The sequence below is a fragment of the Shinella sp. GW821-FHT11G07 genome, assembly GCF_058808115.1.
On record NZ_JBXARJ010000008.1, the window covers coordinates 316,141 to 334,696 of the forward strand.

The window sequence follows — 18,556 nt, forward strand, 5'->3', positions numbered from 1 at the left end:
GGTATATGACGACCGAAGACGATATCCTGAAGATGGTTGGAACGCGACTGAAAGACGCCGTCAACTTCTCAAATTCAAACATTGCAAACAAGCAAGAACAGGCCCTAAAATATTACAAGCGCGCCGCCCTTCCGGGTGACGACAAGCTTCGCGGGCGCTCTAAGTGGGTGTCACCGGAAGTGCAACAGCGCGTCGATTGGATGACTGCTCAGCTAATCCGTATCTTCGACGCACCTGAAAACGTCTGCGAATTCCTGCCATTTGGTCCTGAAGACGAAGCCATTGCTCGACAGCAAACGCAAACCGTCAACTGGATTCTCAAGACGAAGAACCGCCACCTCTCCTACCTTCAGCCATGGCTTCAATCAGGCCTGTTGACTGGTCTTGGCATCGCTACCGTCGAATTCGAGACCGTCACACAGGAATCCCTTCCGCAAACGGTGAAAGGCATTCCCGACGAACAGTTGGTCGATTTCGATCAGCAAGAACAAGCCGGTCAGATCGTCATCGAACAGGCAGGCAAGCCCTACCCCGGTCCAATGGGCATGGTTCGCGACCTGAAAATCCGCACCATCCGCAAGACGCCCGTATTCTCGGTTCTTGCCGTCGCACCGGAAGATTTCGTCGTTTCGAAGGACGCTAAGATTGATCCAGAGACAGGCGGCATCGCTGCAAAAGTCCAGGGACATCGCAAGGTGATCGGCAAGCAGGCCCTCATTGAAATGGGTTTTGACGCCAAGAAGGTCAAAGCCATTCCGCTTGCATCAGACAAGACCGATGGCATCGCACTTGAGCGCACCCGCGACATCGATAGCGAACAAGGCATCTCAGGCGATGACGTAGAAGTCTACACGATCTTCTCCCGCCTGAAGCTCGACAAGAAGACGCGCCCGTACCGGCTTATCCTTGCTGGTGATCTGGATAGCCCGGTCTTGCTCGACTACGAAGAGACCAGCCCATACTTTCCCTACGCGCCGATGATTCCATTTCCTCTGGCTAACACGTTGTTTTCGCTCGGGATTCCAGATAAAATTTCGGACGACCATGTGCTGATTACCAAGATGCAGCGCGCCATGCTGGATTCGCTCCATATGGCTGTTCATCCACTGAAGATCGCCAATCCAGACAGCACGAACCTTGACGACCTTTTGAACGTCGCGCCCGGAAGCGTTGTCCGCTCAACCGACCCGACTGGCGGTATCAGCTACAATGCGCCGCCGTTTGCCGGTCAGCAGGCCTTGCCGATCATTCAGAGCCTTAGCCAGTCGCTCGACTACTCGGTTGGTGTCGGCGCTAACCTGATGTCACTCGACGCCGCCGACCTTCAACGCACGACCGCCGCTGCAACCAACCAGCGCTCCAACGCCAGCCAGTTGCTTGTTGAGATGGTGTCCCGGTTCTTTGCTGAAGGCGGATACGCATATCTGACCCGTATCGTCGTGGACCTTCTGTTGCAGAAGCCTGAAGAGGCTCAACAGCTTGTTTCGCGCCTGACCAACGGTTTCGTACCGGCGCTTGACCAATTCACGCCAGAACTCGACGTCACGACCTCTGTAGCGTTTGGCGTTCTCACCCGCGACCAGTCCACACAATCGCTGATGAACATCCTGTCTCAGCAGCAACAGCTTATGTCCACCGGTTCGCCAATCGTTGCGCCGCAAAACATCTATGCAACCTTGTCGAAGCTTGCCGAAGTGCAGGGCTTCAAGAACACGGGCGCATACTTTGTCGATCCTTCGACATTGCCGCCTGCATCGCCACCGCCGCCGCCAGTAGACCCGAACGCCGGTCTGATCGAAGTCGAGAAGGTCAAGGCACAGCTTAAAGCGCAGTCCGACGATGCCGACCGCCAATTCCAGATGGCGAAATTCCAAGCCGAATTGGACCTGAAGCGCGATGGCATGGCGCAAGACTTTGCACTCAAGGAAGCCGAAATCCGCGCGAAATACGCGGCACAGGTGGATATCGAGCGCATGAAGCTGGAACAGGACTTGCCGCGCAATCCCGTGCCGTTGCCGGTCGCACAGGCTGCACCGCCAGCACCGGCACCACAACAGCCGCCTATGCCCGAACAACAACCGCCTACGCAGCCGCCTATGCCGCCAGCTAACCCGATGGGGATGCCGCAATGAACGTCTTTGACAAAGCTAACGCCGCAAAGCGTCTACAGGAAAACGAGGACTTCAAAGCCGTTATCGGCTGGATTGAAGCCGATGTCTTTGCGGCATTCAAAAACACGAAAATTGGCAACAGCGAAGAATTGAGCAACGTACATTCGCTCGCACACGGTTTCAAACTCGTAACGGATCGCATCGCTAAATACGTTGAACAAGCCAAATTCGAATCCGCAAAGGACGAAGAACGCTAAATACCAACGAATTTCAGAAAAGGAATTAAAGACGATAAATGGACGAAAGCAATAATCCCGAAGATACGGGAACTGCAAGCATCGACATCAATGAAGCGGCTAACCTGATTAGCCAATCAATGGACGTGCCTGAAGACTCTGTGGAGCAACCTCAAGAGCATGTTGAAGTACCGACAACCGAAGACGTTGTCGAGCCGATTGAAGACACGTTTTTCGATATCGACGGCGAACAGATTTCGCTAACCGACCTCAAAAGCGGCTTCATGAAACAGGCTGACTACACGCGGAAAACTCAGGCACTTGCCGAAGAACGCCGTACGTATCAGCAGAACCAGCGCGACGTGAACGAAGTCCGTGTACAGGCCCTACAGAGTATTGAAGCGATCAAGCAAGAGCTTGCTGTTCAGTTTCGTACGATGGACGAGCCGGATTGGGAATTCCTAATCGAAAATGACCCGGGCGAATATTTGCGCCAGCAAAATGCATGGCAGAGGCGCGAAGCAACTGTCCGCCAACTCATTGAAGCAGAGCAGCACGTACGTGCCAAGCAAGCCGAATACGAACGCGAACAGCACGAATACGCGCTAAAGGAGTCAGGCGCAAAGCTGTTGGAACGCTATCCGGAACTGAAGGACAAAGCCAAGTCCGACGCCGCGCTTGAAAGCATGGCTTCTCTCTTGGGCGAGTACCAGTTTAGCGGCGAAGAACTGCAAGGCCTTAACGACCACCGGATTATCTCTTTGGTCTACGACTATCTGCAACTGCGCGAAAAGCACAAAGCCGTGCCGGAAGTAGTCGCCAAGATTGAGAAGAAGCCGGTCATTTCGCAGAAGAATGGTTCGCGTAACACCACCGATTTTGATCGCGCTCAGTACGACAAATTCAACAAATCCCGCAACATTAGTGATGCCGCTGCGCTCATTAAGGGCTTGCTCTAACTAGAAGGTAAAATAAATGCCCGTTCTTACTTCAACCAATGCTGCTCACGTTAAAGAGTCGCTCGACACTGTAATCAGCATGATTTCTCCGGAAGACGTTCCTTTTACGTCGTCCATCGGCAAAACAAAAGCAACGCAGAAGACACACGAATTTTTCCGCGACGATCTGGCGGCTGTCAACAAGGATAACGCTGCCGCTGAAGGTGCTGATGCCGCCGACGCTACGCTTTCTACGCCGGAACGCCTTGCAAACCATGCTCAGATTTTCACCAAAACTGTCATGGTTTCTGGTTCGCTTCGCGCTGCCGATACTGTTGGCGCTAAAGACGAAATGGCTCGGCAGATCGCCAAAGCCGGCAAGGAACTCCGTCGTGATGTAGAAGCCGCGTTCGTGAGCGGAAACGCTTCTGTTGCCTCCGGTAATCGCAAGCTTGCCGGTATGGAATCTTGGATTTCTTCGAACAGCCTTCATGGCGCGAACGGCGCCTCAACCGGCTACAATTTTGGCACTGGTCTTGTTGCCGCTCCTACCGCTGGCACTGGACGCGCGTTCACAGAAGAACTTCTGAAAACAGGCCTCCAATCGGCATACAGTGCCGGTGGATCAGTTTCCAAGATCATCGCCCCGCCGTCACTTAAGGCAAAGCTTTCCACGTTCAATGGCGGCGGCACAAAGCAGCAGCTTGCCAAGGAAAAGACGATCTACGCCGGTGTCGATGTCTATAACGGAGATTTCGGGGTCTACGATATCCAAGCTCATCGCCATATGTCCACGACCACGGTAATTGCTTATGATCCCGACTTGTGGAAGCAGGCTGTCTATCGTGGTTACACGAAGAATGAGCTTGGTAAAGTCGGCGACTCCGACAAGGTTCAGATCGTTACTGAAGTCACGCTTGAGTCGTTGAATGAAAGTGGTTCTGCGAAGATTGCCGACCTGAACGGCTGATAAAACCAACAACTTCAGGACCAAACTTAGGAGCGCTCTTCGGGGCGCTCTTTCTATTTTCACGGCTGATAAAACCAACAACTTCAGGACCAAACTTAGGAGCGCTCTTCGGGGCGCTCTTTCTATTTTCGCTGTTCCCTAAATAGACAAAAACACAGGGAACGCTAATGCTCGATCTAACTGCCGGTGACTTGGTCACACACGGTACTGTCCTTTGGGAAGAAACACCCGAATATTGGGTTTGGATGACACGCGACGGTGATCAACTCCGCATCACAACCGAATGGAAGCCCGATGTGATCCAAGCGATTTTGGACGAAAATTCACAAGCTCAAAACTCATTCAATTCGACCGGATCACATGGTGACACAGTCCGAATCGCACACATTCCTGTGGGCCTCTTCTACGATTGGCAGCGCGAAGGTATCACATCCGATCCCGAAGCCCTAAAGCGCCGCCTGAACGATGCTGATTTCCAGAAGCTTCGCACTAATTCGTGGAGGCTTTAACCGTTGACCTACGACGAATTCATTGCCCACATCAACGCGCTGACCATCCGTGATGACGCGCCAATCGTCACCTTTATCCGTCGCGCTGAAGCCTATCTTCGCCCGCTCGTGAAGCATTATCTGGCTGAGAAGAGTGTCACGCTCACGGTAACGGATGGTACAACCACCCTACCCGCTGACTTCATCGAAATTCGTTCGATCACCGGCACCCGAACATACAAGCCCGTATCACCGACGAGCGCCACCCTGCTTGAAGGACAAGTCGGCTATTTTCGTGTCGCCGACGATCTGGTCTTTGTTGGCGAACCGGATAGCACGGTTGATATCGTCTACCATTCAGCCTTCTCCGATCTGACCGAAACGCAAACGAACTGGCTGTTTGACCGCCACGTCGGCGTGTACCTCGCTGCCGTGATGAAGGCCTTCTACCAATTCGAGAAGGACCCGGAAGGCGTCCAGATCGAAAGCCAGGCCCTTCAGGAAGCCCTTGGCGTGGCTGCTGAAGACGACCGGCGCGGACGCCAGACCGGCACTATCATTATGGATACCGGGACATGGCTTTGATCGATGTCGGTTTCAGCAGCTTCATGCCCGATGTCCCGGCGCTCAACAGCCCGGGCCTTGTGCGCGCCCATAACTGCACGCCCGGTCGCGGCGGTGGTCAGGGTAACGTCACGTTCTTCCCGCTGAAGAGCGCCACGCTCTATTCCAACACGTCTATGACATCGATGCCGCTCGGTTCAGCCGTAGGGCAAGACCGGCTTGGCAATGCGCGTGTGTACTCAGGCGATGCCGGGAAGCTCTACAAGCTGTCCGCCGTTGACCGCAAATGGACATCCATCGGTCGAACGGCTGGCTACAACACCACAGGCGATGAACGCTGGAAATTCTGCGAATACGGCTCGCTACAGATCGCAACGAACTATCTTGATGAGCCGCAATTCATCGACATGAACGCCGACGTGCAGTTCGCCAATCTCACCACATTGGTGAAAGGCAGGCACATAAACACGCACAAGGGCTTCGTCATCCTTGGCAACACCTATGACGCGCTTGATGGCGCTGTTCCCTACCGTGTCCGCTGGTCAGGTCTTGAAGCCCCATCTGATTGGACATTTAGCCCTTCGACCATGGCGGATTTTCAGGATGTCGTCGGCTTCGGTGCCATCACTGGAATCGTCGCCGATGACTCCTGCTACCTGCTTTTGCAACGCGGCATCGTCCAAATGCAGTTCGTTGGTGCGCCATATATTTTCCAGTTCACCGACCGCGTCGTTGGCAAAGGCTGTTCGGTCCCCGAGTCCGTCATCACGGTCGAAGGCAAACACTTCTTCATCTCAGATGACGGGTTCTACCAGCTTTCCCAGGGTCAGCTTACCCCAATCGGCGCTGGCAAAATCGATAAGTGGTTCCTCGATACCGCTGACCTGACCCAAGCCAACTATATGACCGTTGCCGCCGATCCGCGCGAAACGCTCGTCTATTGGCAGTATTGCAGCGAGGACGCGACCCCGGGCGTTCCGGACATGATGCTGATCTTCAACTACAACACAGGCGAGTGGACGACAGCGACTGCTACCACGCACTTCATCTTCAACAGCATGAGCCTGCCGTTCACGCTGGATCAGCTTGACGAGTTTGTCACCATCAACGCCGTCCCAAGCTCCTTTGACGATCCGATTTGGGCAGGCGGTAAGGCGATGCTTTGGGCAATGAATTCTACCGGCGCTGTCTACAGCTTCGGTGGTCCGACGATGCCGCTCGAAATCGAGACGCCCGAATATCAGCTTTCGCGACAGGTCAGCCAGAACGGCGCGGATATCGCCATTGTCAGCGCCGCGCGTCCGCTGTTCGAAGGTGAAGGCACGGCACGCGTATCAGTCGGCACCAAGTCGCTACAGAACAAAGACCTCGACTGGTCCGACCAGAAGGAAGCCAACGCCGAAACTGGTTTTTGCTACTTCCGTGAGAAGAGCCGGTATCAAAGGTTCAAGGTCACTATCGATGGCGAATGGAAGCGTGCGTACGCTTTGCAGGTAGATGCGAAGGCAGCGGGGCGGCGATAGCTAAATACCCGAAACACGGAAAGGAAAGTGGAACGAGTCTATAACCATGCCGACTCCCGGCAAGTCACCACAGTTTTGAACTCAGTCGTCGCCGCGATCAGCGAGAACACCGGCTCGTTTTCGCTTGCCAACACGGCAACCACGACGACTGTCACCGATCCAAAGGTCACATCGCAGAGCAAGATTTTCATTCAGGCGCGCAATGCAAATGCGGCGTCTGCATCTGCATTTGTGTCGTCTATCGGTAACGGCAGCTTCGTTGTCGGTCACACATCCGCAACGACCGCACGACCGTTCGATTTCGCGGTGTTCGGCGTATGAGGGTTGGTTTCACAGAGGACGAATATCAGCGTGTTCGGGATTGGCTGCTTGCCGCTATCGCGCATGATCCAACGAAGATCACCGAAGAAACGCTGCTCGAAAAGCTTCGTTCTGATGAGTGGACATTTATCACGACAGAACGCGCCGCATCCGTGCTTCAGCTATGCGTTGTTGACGGCGAAAAGATTGCAAATGTGCTGCTTATTGGCGGCGAAAGGAACAAGTCCCTACGCGAAATCATGAAGGCCCATGTGGTCGTTGGATATTACCTAAAGGCGTTGGGATACACGAAAATCGTAGGACAACCACGAAAGGAATTCAACGCTGTCTTGCAGCGAAATGGGTTCCAGAAAGGACAAGAAGAACTCTTCAAGGAGCTATAACCAATGCCTTCAGCACCAAAAGAAACGACTACCAAAACTGAACCTTGGGACGGCGCGAAACCGTACATCCTTGAGCAATACAAACTTGCCGACCAGCTTTTTAAAAATGGCTCCCCGAAGCCTTGGGAAGGCAAGAACATTGCTGACCAGTCGAAGGCAACGACCGACGCGCTAAAGGGTATCGAAAACCTTGCTCGTAACGGCGATCAATCGGCGCTCACGAACGCGAACAAGACCGTCAATTCGATCATGAACCAGACGATGCAGTCGCCGTCGAACAAGACGCTGACTGATCTGCAAAAGGGCGTTGAACTCGGCAAGAACCCGACAGACAAGCTCGTTAGCAATATCGCGAACGGCAAGACTGCTAATTCGCCCGGGAAATTCGATCAGAACTACACCAACAAGGCGACTGAGCAAGCGGCGAATTTCGGCAATTTTCAGAATGGCGCTGCTAACGATCTGAAGAACCTCCAGAACTTTAACAACCCTGCTATCGAGAACGCCGGTATATCAGCGAATTACACCAATGGCGCTGCCGAACAAGCACAACAGCTTTCGAATTTCACGAACGGCGGCATCGACCGGCTGAACAACCTGCAAGACTTCTCCAACCCGGCGCTCCACAATACGCAGGGCATGACCGGCTATCAGAATTCCGCCATCGGTAATATCCAGCAGATGCTTGGTGCGCAGAATCCTGCCCTCGCACAGGCTGCACAGGCTGGCAATTTCCAGAACAGCGCAGTTGGTCAGGCAGCTGGTTACAACCAGTACACCAATGCTGCATCCGGTCTTCAGAACACACAGGCGAACAATCTCGCCAATGGCAACAACCCTGCGATGGATATGCTGAAGAAGACGGCTTCCGGTGCGGAAATCGGCAACAATCCGTATCTCGATCAGATGGTTTCCAGCCAGCAAGATAAGATCGCCGACAAGCTGAAGAACGTCACGAACCCGGGCATTGATAGCCAAGCAGCCGCTATGGGCAGGCTCGGCAGCGGTGCATTCGCTACTCAGCGCAACAACGCCGAAACCGCTGCCAGCACCGCCATGGCTGATGTCGCGACGCAAATGTACGGCAATCAGTTCAACACTGACAAAGATCGCCAGATGTCGGCGGCTAACCAATACGGTAGCCTCTACAACGCGGATCAGCAAAACCAGATGCAGGCGAATCAAGCCCTTTCGCAGACGAGCAATGCGCAACAGCAGAACCGCATGCAGGGCACGCAAATGTACGGCGATCTTCAGAATTCGCAACAGCAGATGCGCAACGCTGGAACCCAAATGTACGGCGATATGTACGGTCAGCAACAGCAGCAACAGTTGAATGCCGCCAACTCGCTCGGTGCGCTCAACGATAGCCAACAGAACGCTCGTTTGAACGCTAACCAGCAGTACGGACAACTTGCCAGCGATCAGAACCAGCAGCGTTTGAATTCGGCGAATGCGCTCACTGATGCGTACAGCCAACAGCAAGCTCAGCGCCTTGCGGGCAACCAGAATTGGGCGAACGTCAATGACAGTCAGCAGAGCCAGCGCCTTGCCGGAAATCAGCAGTATGGACAGCTTTCGAGCGATCAGAATCAACAGCGTTTGAATGCCACGACCGCATACGGCGACTTGCTTAATCAGCAGCAAAATACGCGTATGCAGGGCGCACAACTCTATGGGAACCTGAACGATTCTCAGCAGACTCAGCGCTTGAATGCGGCAAATTCGATGAACGATCAGTTCAATCAGGACCGTGCATATCAGATGCAAGGTCTGAATATGATGAACAACAACTATCAGTCGAATATCCAGAACATGCTTGCGTCGAATGACCAGCGCATGAACGCGGCTAATGCACAGAATAGCTATCAATCGAACCTGAACAACCAGCGTCTTCAGGCGGCTGGTCAGTCGGCTGATGCGTACAACAACCAGTTCCTTCCGTATCAGCAATTGGCGGGCGTGGGTCAGCAGAGGGACGACCGTTCGACGCTTGAACTTCAGGCTGACATCAACAAATGGGATAGGAAAGAACAGCAGCCTATTCAGAACGTGCAGAACTTCCTTAACATGCTGCAAGGCGGTGGATATCAGAACCAAACTACGCCAGTCTACTCGAACACTGGTGCACAGGTTCTTGGTGGTTTGTCATCGCTTGCTGGTCTGTTCGCTTTGTGTACGCGTGCTGCGAAAATTATGCACTCGATTGTTGGTCACATGCCGCTCACGAATGGCTTGGAACTGCCAATCTATTCGTTCTCATACATAGACGATCCAGAACAGAAAATCTGGATTGGTCCGATTGCGGAAGAGCTTGAAGAAGAGCACCCGGAAGCGGTCGTTGAGATTGACGGAAGGAAGCACATTGACGTTGCTTCGTTCGTAGCGAGGGCAGCATAATGGGCGTATTCGATTTCTTCAAAAAGAGCGGCGGAAACGATCTAAAACAGGTCGTTTCGCCTGACCGCCAGAACTTCCTTTCGCAGTTTTTGCCCGAAGATGAGGACAAGAAACGCGCCCTCGCTCGTGCTCTTATGCAAGGCGGCGCTGGCATGATGATGGCTGGTGGTCCTTCGATGAAGCCTACCAACTTCCTTTCCGCGCTCGGTGCGGGCGTTGGCACTGGTGTTGCCGGATATGACGAAAGCCTTGTTGCCGACGCCACATTCGCCAAACAGCGCGCCGCCGCACAGGAATCGGAACAGAAACTTCAGCAAGCCGAACAAGCTGCGAAGCTTCGCGAAGGCCTGTTTGCCGGTGGCGACAACGGCGACATGGGCTATTCCATCGACCAGTTGAAGCAGTACCTCCAATATCAGGTTTCCGTTGGCGACGATGCCGGTGCCCGCGATACGCTCGGTATGATCCAGCAGCTTCAGCAGACAGGCGCGAAAGCCGGTCTCACGGTTGGCGCTGATGGTTTCGAAGCCGCACCCGGCTATAACGAGGGTCTTGGCGCAACCGAACGCTTCAAGGCTGGCGGTCGCGTATCTGGTGAAGAAGCCTTCCGCCAGACGGACGACATCCGCGAATACAACCTGTATGTCGAACAAGCAACCGCAACGGGTGAAGCACCCGAAGACTTCACAACGTGGATGCGCGCGAGCAAGAAAGCCGGTGCGACGACGGTCACGGTTGGTCAGAACTCAAACAAGTTCGCTGAGAAGTCCGACGAAGAAGCCGCGAAACGTCTCGCTACCATTGTGGAAGCTGGCAGTGCCGCACCGCAGATGGTGTCGGATATGGAAATGTTGATGGACCTTGGCAGCAAGATCGGAACCGGCAAGGTTGCCGAATTCAAGCTGTCCGCTGGTCCGTATGCGGAAGCGCTCGGCATCGATATCGACGGTCTTTCGGAAGCGCAGGCGTTCGACTCGATCACATCGCGTATCGCGCCAAACTTGCGTCCTGCCGGTGCTGGTGCCACGTCCGACTTCGACGCGAAGCAATACCTCGCGTCTATCCCGTCCCTTAGCCGAAACCCGCAGGGTAACGCCATCATCGCACAGACGATGAAGGGCATTTCCGAGAACAAGATTGCCGCCGCTGAAATCGCATCGAAAGCGCAGCGTAACGAAATCACATGGCAAGAAGCCGAAGCCGAAATCCGCGCACTGCCGAACCCGTACGCGGGGTTCAAGGAATTTACCTCATCCACTGGCGATACCGGTTCGTCCGCCGTTCCGGCTGGCGTCGTTGTCTCCACACAGGAACAGTTCGAAGCCCTGCCGTCTGGCACCACGTTCAGCTTCGATGACGATCCGCCGGGAACGAAGCGGGTGAAGCGCTAATGGCGAACTACATCCGTTACGCCAATTCCGGGGCTACGAGGAATAAGCCGCTTTCGGACGATCTTCTGAAGCGGCTCGCCTACCTTGAACAAATGGGCATCACCGCCGAAGTGTTTTCGGGTGGACAAGACGGCATTGGCGAAGGTTCTCAGCGTACCGGCTCTGTCCGCCACGACCACGGTGGCGCTGGCGATATGCGGTTCTACCAAGGAGACCGACGCCTCAATTGGGCAAATCCTGAAGACCGCCCGATATTCGAAGACATCGTCCGCAAGGGCAAAGAGGCTGGTATCACCGGCTTCGGCGCTGGTCCCGGTTACATGGGCGAAGGCACGATGCATGTCGGCATGGGAAAGCCCGGGGTATGGGGTGCTGGCGGCAAGGGCGACAACGCTCCCGGCTGGTTGCGCGATGCCTACAACGGTTCCAAGGGTTCCGCCGATCCGGTCGTTTCCTCGACGGTCATTGCGGAGTCCGTGAAGAACAAGACGTATGATCCGATTGCCGAAGTGATGGCAGCAAAAGCCAGCGCCGACACCACGCCCGTTGCCGAAAAGCCGAAGTCCTTGAATGGTCCGCTTGTTCAGGCGTTCAATCGCATAACGGGCAAGAACGCACAGGTTCCTTCGACCATTGGCGGCGTCGGTACAGACAAGGTTATGGACGCCTTCTCAGGCCTTGGCGGTTTCGCACAAGCCATGGCAGCGCAGGACAATCAGCTAAATAGCCAAATACAGGCGAATGCCGCGCGTAGTCGTGTCGCATCGCCGATTGAGATTTCGCTCATGGGCACCGAAGTGCCGGGGCTCAATAAACGCAAACGCCGGGGCGGACTCGGCGGGATTGGGGGTTTTCTGCTTTAATGTCAGATTGGAAACAACGAGCCATTGCAGGTTCAACCGTTCTACCGGATTGGAAGAAACGCGCCATCGAAGGCAGCGATATCTTCGGCACGGTTACAGGTCCAGACGCCACGAACATTGACGATTCTGCCGAAGCGCCCGCTATGGTCCGCATGGCAGTTGGCGCGCTCGACAAAGACGAAGACCGCCTGACCGCATTGCGCCGTTTCTTCCCCGATGCCGTGCCGAATGGCGACCAGAACTTCATTTACACCAATCCCGAGACCGGGCGTACAAACAAGTACAACCAAGAGGGCTGGGTTCCGTCCCTTTCGGATTTCGCCAGTATTGTCCCTGAAGCGGCTGAAACCGTTGGCGGTATCGGCGGCGCTGCCGTTGGTGGCGTTGGTGGTGCGATTGCCGGTTCGGCGGTCCCGGTCGTTGGTACGGCTACGGGCGGCGTCGGTGGCGCGGTTGCCGGTGCTGGTGTTGGTGCGGCTGGTGCGCGTGACCTCACGCAACGCGGCTTGAACTGGTGGTTCGGCAACGAAGACACCCGCACAACCGGCGAATATCTCCGCGACACAGGCACGAACATCGCCATGGGCGCGGCTGGCGAAGGCGCTGGTCGTCTAATCGGTCACGGTCTCAAAGCCGGTAAGAACGCGTGGAACCGCCGGATCATCGGCGAAATGGACGAAACACCGGAAATCGCGGCTCGTGCTGCCGACTACCGCGCGATTGGCGTCGAACCAACCGTTGGCATGGCGACCGGTTCAGATCGTGCAGCAAAGCTTGAACATGCGCTTATCCCGACCCGTAGCGGTCACGTCATCGAAGACCGCATTCAGCAGGCCTTTCAAGCGCAGGATAACGAATTCTCTCGCATCATCGGCGGTCTTACAGATCAGCCGCAATCAATCGCTGAAGCTGGTGAAGCACTTCGCCGACAGGCAGAACTTGCAAAGGAAGCTGGTTTCGCTCGCTCGAATGACCTGTATCGCCAAGCCGGTGAAAAGATCACATCGCCTGCCGTTGTCGATAGCACGGCTGGTTTCCTTCAGAAGTTGGAAGGCGAACGCGCTGGTTTCGGTGAATTCGATAAGCTGACACGCGGATCGCAGACAGATCGCATAATTGAACAGGCGAAAGCCATCGTTGCCGATGCGCAGAACGGCGTGAGCTTCGACAAGATCAAGGAAGCTCGCACGACCATCGGCAAGCTTGCCGCCGACGAAACCGACAAGGTGATGAAAGGTCATCTCGACGGGCTGTACCGCTCGCTTTCCGACGACATGCAGAATACGGCGCTGGCAAGCGGTCCCGATGCGCAGCAAGCCTTCCGAAAGGCAAACAACCACTATCGCCGTCTTGTTGATAACGAAACCGGCTTTGGTAAAGGCTCGGTTGCAGACAAAATTGTATCCGCCGACGATACCGACAAAATCTTTAATTGGGCGACGGCAAACGCGAAGAACGGCGGCAACCGGATCGCTTCGACGCGTCGGCTGGTTGAGAAGTCAGAAGGCGGCAAGGATGCGTGGAACGCCGTTGTTGGCGGCTATGTGGATCGGCTCGGCAGGAACAGCGCCGACGATTTCGACCCGGGCACGTTCATGCGCAACTGGAACAAGACTTCCAAGGAAGCCAAGGACGCGATGTTCAAGGGCACCGCGAACGCTCAGTACCGCGCGGACCTAGATCGGCTTAGCGGCATTGCAGAAAACTTCACCAAGTACCGCAAGAACGCGAACCATTCGAACACCGCCGCGCATCAGTCGTCATTGAAATCATTGGACCCGCTGTCCCGCGAAAACGTGCTCGGCACGGCTCTTGGAACGGCTGGCATCATGGCTTCTGGCGGATCGGCGGCAACTGGCTTGCTTGTGGGCGCTGCGAAGGGTGGTGCACAAGCCGCTTCCCGGGGCATGGCGCGCGCATCTCGCGTGAAGCTGTTGACCGATCCGGCAACCGTGAACTGGCTGGCGAATATCGGTCAGGCGGAAATGCGTAAGGGCGGCATCAAGCAGCACATGAAGAACTTGGTAACGCTTCGCAATCGCAGCGGCAATCAGGCTCTTGCTGTAGCAATCGATGAATTCCTGATCGACCTTGGCTACGACGAAAATCAATAAATACCGAAAGGCACAAACAAGAGGGGCGCTAAGCTTCCATGACAGATTACGTAAATGCAGACTGGTCGGAGAATGACGCGAACAACACGTCGCCACAGCCTAATGGTGTTCAAGGAGGATATTCCCCGAGTTCGATTGCGCCGATCATTCGTGCTATTCGCGGCGCTGCAAAGCGTGAATTCGTCCGCACGAACCCGATTTTCACTTCGACCGGCACGGGTGCAGCCTATGTCCTGACCTTCGTTCAGGCACCGACCGCCTATTATAAAGGCATGGTCCTTCGCTTTTGGTCCCACATCAACAACACGGGAGCATGCACACTGAACGTCAACTCGCTTGGCGCTAAGTCCATTCTCAGCACGCACGGTACGGCGCTGACCGCTGGTCAAATCCGCGCGAACAAGGTCGTTGAACTGGTATACGACGGCACGAGCTTCACTCTGCTTTCCGCCGATGTGCAGGACCCGAAATTCACCGGCAACCTGTCCGTCAACGGCTCAATTTCCGCGAACTCCGCCAACATTTCAGGCGCGCTGACCGCCAATAGCGCGACATTTTCGACGCTTGCTGCCAATGCCGCCAACATCACGACATTTACAGCGCCGACGACAGTCACGGATTCCGTGCTTGTCCGTACGACCGCCGCGAACAACGGCTATTCGTCGCTTCGCGCTGGCACCGTTGACCGGTCTGGTTTGCTCGAATTCCGTAACGGCGACGGCGTTCGTGCCGGATATCTCGGTTTCGCGAACAACGGCATCATCTACATGACCGGCGAAAACAGCCATGTGTGGAACGCCAACGCGCTCACCGTTGCGGGTAGTCCTGTTTGGACCGCCGCGAACGATGGTGCGGGCTCTGGCTTGGATGCCGATTTGCTGGATGGGCAGGACAGCGCATTCTATCGTAGTGCATCCAATCTCAATGCAGGAACGGTCCCGAATGCACGCCTGAATGGCGCTTATAGCGGTTTCACGCTGTCAACGACCGACATCGACATTACTGGTGTGACGTGGTCTTCAGGAACGCCACAGACGACCGGCTTCAAGATTTCCGGTACCGCACCAAACATCCAATTCCGAGACACTAGCGGAACCTTGGGTGCCATGGTTGGCGTCAATTCTGATGCATTTGCGATCTATCGTTCAGCGAACAACGGTTTGATTGACGGTCTCGTTTTGTCGGTCCCACTTAATGGTTCCGGCAATATGTCATTCAACAGCGATGTAATTTGGACCGCTGGCAATGATGGTTCCGGTTCGACGCTTGATGCTGACTTGCTGGATGGTCAACACGGCGCTTATTACCGCGATCTGACCAACTCTACCGGCACACTGCCGAATGGTCGTTTGGCTGGTTCTTACACTGGCATCTCGAATTTCGGCGTTGGTGGTCTCACTGTCACCGGATTTGCACCAGCAATCACGCTTTCCGATAGCACGACAAGCTCGTATAACGGTCGTATCCGCGTCGATACAAACAACCTCTATCTCGATACGTCCAACGACGATGTAAACTACGCCGAAGTCTTCCGTTTCGAACTCGACACGAAAGTCGGTTATGCGAATGGTTCGCGCATCTGGACTGATGCATACGCAACTACATCGCGCATCAACACAATCATCGGCTACACGCCAGTAACGCCCATTCGTCTCGTCACCGCCGGGAACGGTCTGACTGGTGGCGGGCAACTTGGGCGCTGACCGCGTAATTACGCTCGGCACACCCGGCTCGATTTCTGGCAGTTCAACCAATGCGGTAACGACCACTTCGCACACGCACGAACTGCAACTGGTAATCGCAGACATTACGAACGCACTCGGCTTTACCCCTGCTGATCGCGCCCGCCAGATTATCGCCGGTAACGGTTTGTCTGGTGGTGGTGCTTTGACTGCCGACCGTACGGTTACGCTTGGCACACCGGGTACGCTCACGAACAGCACGACCAATGCGGTAACGACGACTTCGCACACGCACGCAATCAGTCTGTCCGCCGCCGATGTTGGTGCACCGCCGACTTCGCGTTCGATCAATGCGAACCTTGGTCTGCTTGGTGGTGGCGATCTGTCGGCTGATCGAAACATCTCGCTCGGTACGCCGTCAAGCATCACGAACAGCACGACCAATAGTGTAACCGGTACGACCCACACGCACGCACTCGGCTTCACGGCGGCTGAAGTCTACACAGGAAGCACGCGCGACAACACCGCGTTCGGTCTTGGTCACACGATCATTTGCTATGCCGATGCCGTCGCCGACCGTAACGCCTCGATTGTGCCGACTATTCATAGCAGCACGACTAGCCGTTACGTCGACGCAGGCAACGGCAGCGCCGGGGCTTCGCTTACCGGAACTTGGCGTGCTCGTGGACGCGTTGCCAACGAAATGCTTCTCCAGAGGACCGCATAACAATGACGATTGAAAATTCTAATCCAACGGCAATTTTGCATGACGTATTCGCCGTTCAGGCGACGAAAGACGCCGATGTGTATCGCTTAGATGTCGAACTAACCGACATGAACGGCGAACGCTATCGTTGCTTTTATATCAGCGCACCCGGCGATGAATTCGGTCTCGCACCGACCATTCGCCAATGGCTGATCGACAACGAAGGCGAGTACGAAGTTCTTCCGTATATCGCGCCAACCGCTGAACAAATCCGCGCTGGATTGCAGCCGATTACGCGTCGTCAATTGCGTTTGACATTGGTACGAAACGGCTTCTCTCTAGATACAATTACCAGCACGATTGCCGCACTTCCGGCTGGTCAAGTGAAGGACGAAGCGCAAATCGAGTGGGAAGATTCAACGACGTTTGAGCGGCTGAATCCGACGCTTTTGACTATTGCTTCAGCGCTCGAATTGTCAGCGGAAACGGTCGACACGATGTGGAATGAAGCATTGGCGGCTTGATGCACACTAAATAGAAGCGTTGTTTTAATCTCCTTTTTACAACGCAAGAAAGCCGCTATCGCTTCAGTGTGATAGCGGCTTTTCTGTTTGGCAGTCATAACCTGAGATAGAACCTATTGATTTCACTCGCGGAAGCGTGCACCTATGCAACCAGCATTGGGGGCTATGTCTTGGGCAGTTTTTCAGTCGTTCATTGGGTGATCCTCGCAATCATCCTCTTCCTTCCCGTCTATTTTGTAGTGTCGAGCAAACCGACAGGCGCTAATCGATACGGCGACGTACCTCCGGCTCTCAATTTTGTTGAGTCTGTGGTGAGCTTCTTCAAAAATTTCGCAAACTTCAAAGGGCGCGCAAGCCGGTCAGCCTATTGGTGGGTGACACTAGCTTCGGTGGTCGCTGCTATCGCTTTCAACTTGGTTGACCCGTCCGGCACACTCAACTTGATCACATCCATTGTTATTTTCTTGCCAAGCATCGCGGTCGGCGCTCGGCGCTTGCACGACACGAACCGAAGCGGTTGGTATCAACTTCTCATTTTGTTACCGCCAATCGGCACAATTGCGCTTCTCATCTATACGTTAATGCCGCCTTCGGACGGAAAGCGTTAGGAACAAGCTGCCTCAAGAGCCGCGTGAAATTTTCTTGCGTATCCGGCGATATCGTCGGCACGGTCCATTCCGTTGATGATGCGCCGCGCATTGCGCCAGTCCGTCGTGCGTTCGTTGAAATAGTCAGCGAACTTCAGACCGGTGAATTTGCCTTTGGTCATGCCGTCGAGCAGGATCGAAACAGAGCGGTCCAGTTCTAAGGCGGCATCAGGATCGGAAATCAGTGCGAAGCGGCGGTAGTTGGTCCGCCCGGTGATCTGAACAAGGCCCCTGCCCCTCCAGCGGAAACCATCGCCTGAAGCCTCATCACCGTTTCCAAGGCGGTTGGCATAGGCCCGGTTGGCAATCGCTACGGGGTTGCGCGCGTACTTCGCTGCATCAGCCTTACTGAAATATTTGGGGAAGGTGTTGAGAAGGCCCGATGCGCTGTAGTTCAGGTTCTCGACAACGGGAACGAATTTGCGCCCTGTCTCGTGATGTGCCGTGGCAAGCGCGTAAGCCAGCCAGCGAAGATCAAGGTCCACGCCAGCCAAAATAAGTGCGTCCATCCCTTTGACTTGATCGGCTGTAAGCTTGCCGTCGAATAGGGATGGACGCACTGAGTTATAGAATTTGGAGAGAGTGATGGTCATTTCCGTATTTATCGGAGGCTGACCATGACCTTGCCCCCAAGTTTTATCCAGTTTTGAGTTCGCTCCAGCGGTTTTTGGTTTCGGTGTTTGCGGCGGTAGCGG

The 18,556-nt window shown here is 54.9% G+C and carries 18 protein-coding genes; 17 read left to right on the forward strand and 1 reads right to left on the reverse strand.

What is annotated here, in order from left to right:
- Positions 1 to 5: 5 nt before the first annotated feature.
- From AC1RT2_RS17870 to AC1RT2_RS17950, 17 genes are all read left to right on the forward strand, one after another.
- Positions 6 to 2,132 (forward strand): portal protein, encoded by a 2,127-nt coding sequence (locus tag AC1RT2_RS17870; RefSeq protein WP_493103969.1) that lies wholly within the window; start codon positions 6 to 8, stop codon positions 2,130 to 2,132.
- Positions 2,129 to 2,368 carry a hypothetical protein gene (locus tag AC1RT2_RS17875; protein ID WP_493103971.1) on the forward strand — a complete coding sequence of 80 codons (240 nt, stop codon included), beginning with the start codon at positions 2,129 to 2,131 and terminating at the stop codon, positions 2,366 to 2,368. Before AC1RT2_RS17870 ends, AC1RT2_RS17875 begins: the two co-directional genes overlap by 4 nt.
- 38 nt (positions 2,369 to 2,406) lie before the next feature.
- Entirely contained in the window at positions 2,407 to 3,306 is a 900-nt protein-coding gene (locus tag AC1RT2_RS17880) for a hypothetical protein (protein ID WP_493103973.1), read from the forward strand.
- A gap of 16 nt (positions 3,307 to 3,322) precedes the next feature.
- Positions 3,323 to 4,255 carry an SU10 major capsid protein gene (locus AC1RT2_RS17885; RefSeq protein ID WP_493103975.1) on the forward strand — a complete coding sequence of 311 codons (933 nt, stop codon included), beginning with the start codon at positions 3,323 to 3,325 and terminating at the stop codon, positions 4,253 to 4,255.
- A 167-nt stretch (positions 4,256 to 4,422) separates the two neighbouring features.
- Positions 4,423 to 4,764 carry a hypothetical protein gene (locus AC1RT2_RS17890; RefSeq protein ID WP_493103977.1) on the forward strand — a complete coding sequence of 114 codons (342 nt, stop codon included), beginning with the start codon at positions 4,423 to 4,425 and terminating at the stop codon, positions 4,762 to 4,764.
- A 3-nt stretch (positions 4,765 to 4,767) separates the two neighbouring features.
- Positions 4,768 to 5,328: a phage adaptor protein gene (locus tag AC1RT2_RS17895; protein WP_493103979.1), complete on the forward strand. Its 561-nt coding sequence runs from the start codon at positions 4,768 to 4,770 to the stop codon at positions 5,326 to 5,328.
- Complete coding sequence (locus AC1RT2_RS17900) at positions 5,319 to 6,830, forward strand: hypothetical protein (protein WP_493103981.1); 1,512 nt, start codon at positions 5,319 to 5,321, stop codon at positions 6,828 to 6,830. The genes AC1RT2_RS17895 and AC1RT2_RS17900 overlap by 10 nt, the downstream gene beginning before the upstream one ends.
- Before the next feature lie 27 nt (positions 6,831 to 6,857).
- A complete protein-coding gene (locus AC1RT2_RS17905; RefSeq protein WP_493103983.1) occupies positions 6,858 to 7,151 on the forward strand; it encodes a hypothetical protein in 294 nt (97 codons plus the stop codon).
- Positions 7,148 to 7,534 carry a hypothetical protein gene (locus tag AC1RT2_RS17910; RefSeq protein ID WP_493103985.1) on the forward strand — a complete coding sequence of 129 codons (387 nt, stop codon included), beginning with the start codon at positions 7,148 to 7,150 and terminating at the stop codon, positions 7,532 to 7,534. Before AC1RT2_RS17905 ends, AC1RT2_RS17910 begins: the two co-directional genes overlap by 4 nt.
- 3 nt (positions 7,535 to 7,537) lie before the next feature.
- On the forward strand, positions 7,538 to 9,934 hold the full coding sequence (locus AC1RT2_RS17915; protein ID WP_493103988.1) for a hypothetical protein: 2,397 nt from the start codon (positions 7,538 to 7,540) through the stop codon (positions 9,932 to 9,934).
- Positions 9,934 to 11,325, forward strand: coding sequence for a hypothetical protein (locus tag AC1RT2_RS17920; RefSeq protein ID WP_493103990.1), 1,392 nt, complete (start codon positions 9,934 to 9,936; stop codon positions 11,323 to 11,325). Before AC1RT2_RS17915 ends, AC1RT2_RS17920 begins: the two co-directional genes overlap by 1 nt.
- Positions 11,325 to 12,188 (forward strand): hypothetical protein, encoded by an 864-nt coding sequence (locus AC1RT2_RS17925; protein ID WP_493103992.1) that lies wholly within the window; start codon positions 11,325 to 11,327, stop codon positions 12,186 to 12,188. Before AC1RT2_RS17920 ends, AC1RT2_RS17925 begins: the two co-directional genes overlap by 1 nt.
- A complete protein-coding gene (locus tag AC1RT2_RS17930; protein ID WP_493103994.1) occupies positions 12,188 to 14,302 on the forward strand; it encodes a hypothetical protein in 2,115 nt (704 codons plus the stop codon). The genes AC1RT2_RS17925 and AC1RT2_RS17930 overlap by 1 nt, the downstream gene beginning before the upstream one ends.
- 38 nt (positions 14,303 to 14,340) lie before the next feature.
- Complete coding sequence (locus AC1RT2_RS17935; RefSeq protein ID WP_493103996.1) at positions 14,341 to 16,005, forward strand: hypothetical protein; 1,665 nt, start codon at positions 14,341 to 14,343, stop codon at positions 16,003 to 16,005.
- Complete coding sequence (locus tag AC1RT2_RS17940) at positions 15,995 to 16,711, forward strand: hypothetical protein (RefSeq protein WP_493103998.1); 717 nt, start codon at positions 15,995 to 15,997, stop codon at positions 16,709 to 16,711. Before AC1RT2_RS17935 ends, AC1RT2_RS17940 begins: the two co-directional genes overlap by 11 nt.
- Before the next feature lie 2 nt (positions 16,712 to 16,713).
- Positions 16,714 to 17,214, forward strand: a complete 501-nt coding sequence (locus tag AC1RT2_RS17945; RefSeq protein ID WP_493104000.1) for a hypothetical protein — start codon at positions 16,714 to 16,716, stop codon at positions 17,212 to 17,214.
- Positions 17,215 to 17,384: 170 nt separating this feature from the next.
- The gene (locus tag AC1RT2_RS17950) at positions 17,385 to 17,822 is read left to right on the forward strand and encodes a DUF805 domain-containing protein (RefSeq protein WP_493104002.1); all 438 of its coding nucleotides are present in this window, start codon (positions 17,385 to 17,387) and stop codon (positions 17,820 to 17,822) included.
- Here the strand turns inward: AC1RT2_RS17950 and AC1RT2_RS17955 are convergent.
- Positions 17,819 to 18,556: hypothetical protein (locus AC1RT2_RS17955; RefSeq protein WP_493104004.1), on the reverse strand; the 738-nt coding region annotated here is incomplete at its 5' end. The two genes, AC1RT2_RS17950 and AC1RT2_RS17955, sit on opposite strands and share 4 nt — an antisense overlap.

Coding starts and splice junctions, on each gene's coding strand:
- AC1RT2_RS17930 (WP_493103994.1), top strand. CDS start 12,188: ATGTCAGATTGGAAACAACGAGCCATTGCAGGTTCAACCGTTCTACCG.
- AC1RT2_RS17925 (WP_493103992.1), top strand. CDS start 11,325: ATGGCGAACTACATCCGTTACGCCAATTCCGGGGCTACGAGGAATAAG.
- AC1RT2_RS17885 (WP_493103975.1), top strand. CDS start 3,323: ATGCCCGTTCTTACTTCAACCAATGCTGCTCACGTTAAAGAGTCGCTC.
- AC1RT2_RS17910 (WP_493103985.1), top strand. CDS start 7,148: ATGAGGGTTGGTTTCACAGAGGACGAATATCAGCGTGTTCGGGATTGG.
- AC1RT2_RS17880 (WP_493103973.1), top strand. CDS start 2,407: ATGGACGAAAGCAATAATCCCGAAGATACGGGAACTGCAAGCATCGAC.
- AC1RT2_RS17945 (WP_493104000.1), top strand. CDS start 16,714: ATGACGATTGAAAATTCTAATCCAACGGCAATTTTGCATGACGTATTC.
- AC1RT2_RS17920 (WP_493103990.1), top strand. CDS start 9,934: ATGGGCGTATTCGATTTCTTCAAAAAGAGCGGCGGAAACGATCTAAAA.
- AC1RT2_RS17900 (WP_493103981.1), top strand. CDS start 5,319: ATGGCTTTGATCGATGTCGGTTTCAGCAGCTTCATGCCCGATGTCCCG.
- AC1RT2_RS17935 (WP_493103996.1), top strand. CDS start 14,341: ATGACAGATTACGTAAATGCAGACTGGTCGGAGAATGACGCGAACAAC.
- AC1RT2_RS17870 (WP_493103969.1), top strand. CDS start 6: ATGACGACCGAAGACGATATCCTGAAGATGGTTGGAACGCGACTGAAA.
- AC1RT2_RS17890 (WP_493103977.1), top strand. CDS start 4,423: ATGCTCGATCTAACTGCCGGTGACTTGGTCACACACGGTACTGTCCTT.
- AC1RT2_RS17875 (WP_493103971.1), top strand. CDS start 2,129: ATGAACGTCTTTGACAAAGCTAACGCCGCAAAGCGTCTACAGGAAAAC.
- AC1RT2_RS17915 (WP_493103988.1), top strand. CDS start 7,538: ATGCCTTCAGCACCAAAAGAAACGACTACCAAAACTGAACCTTGGGAC.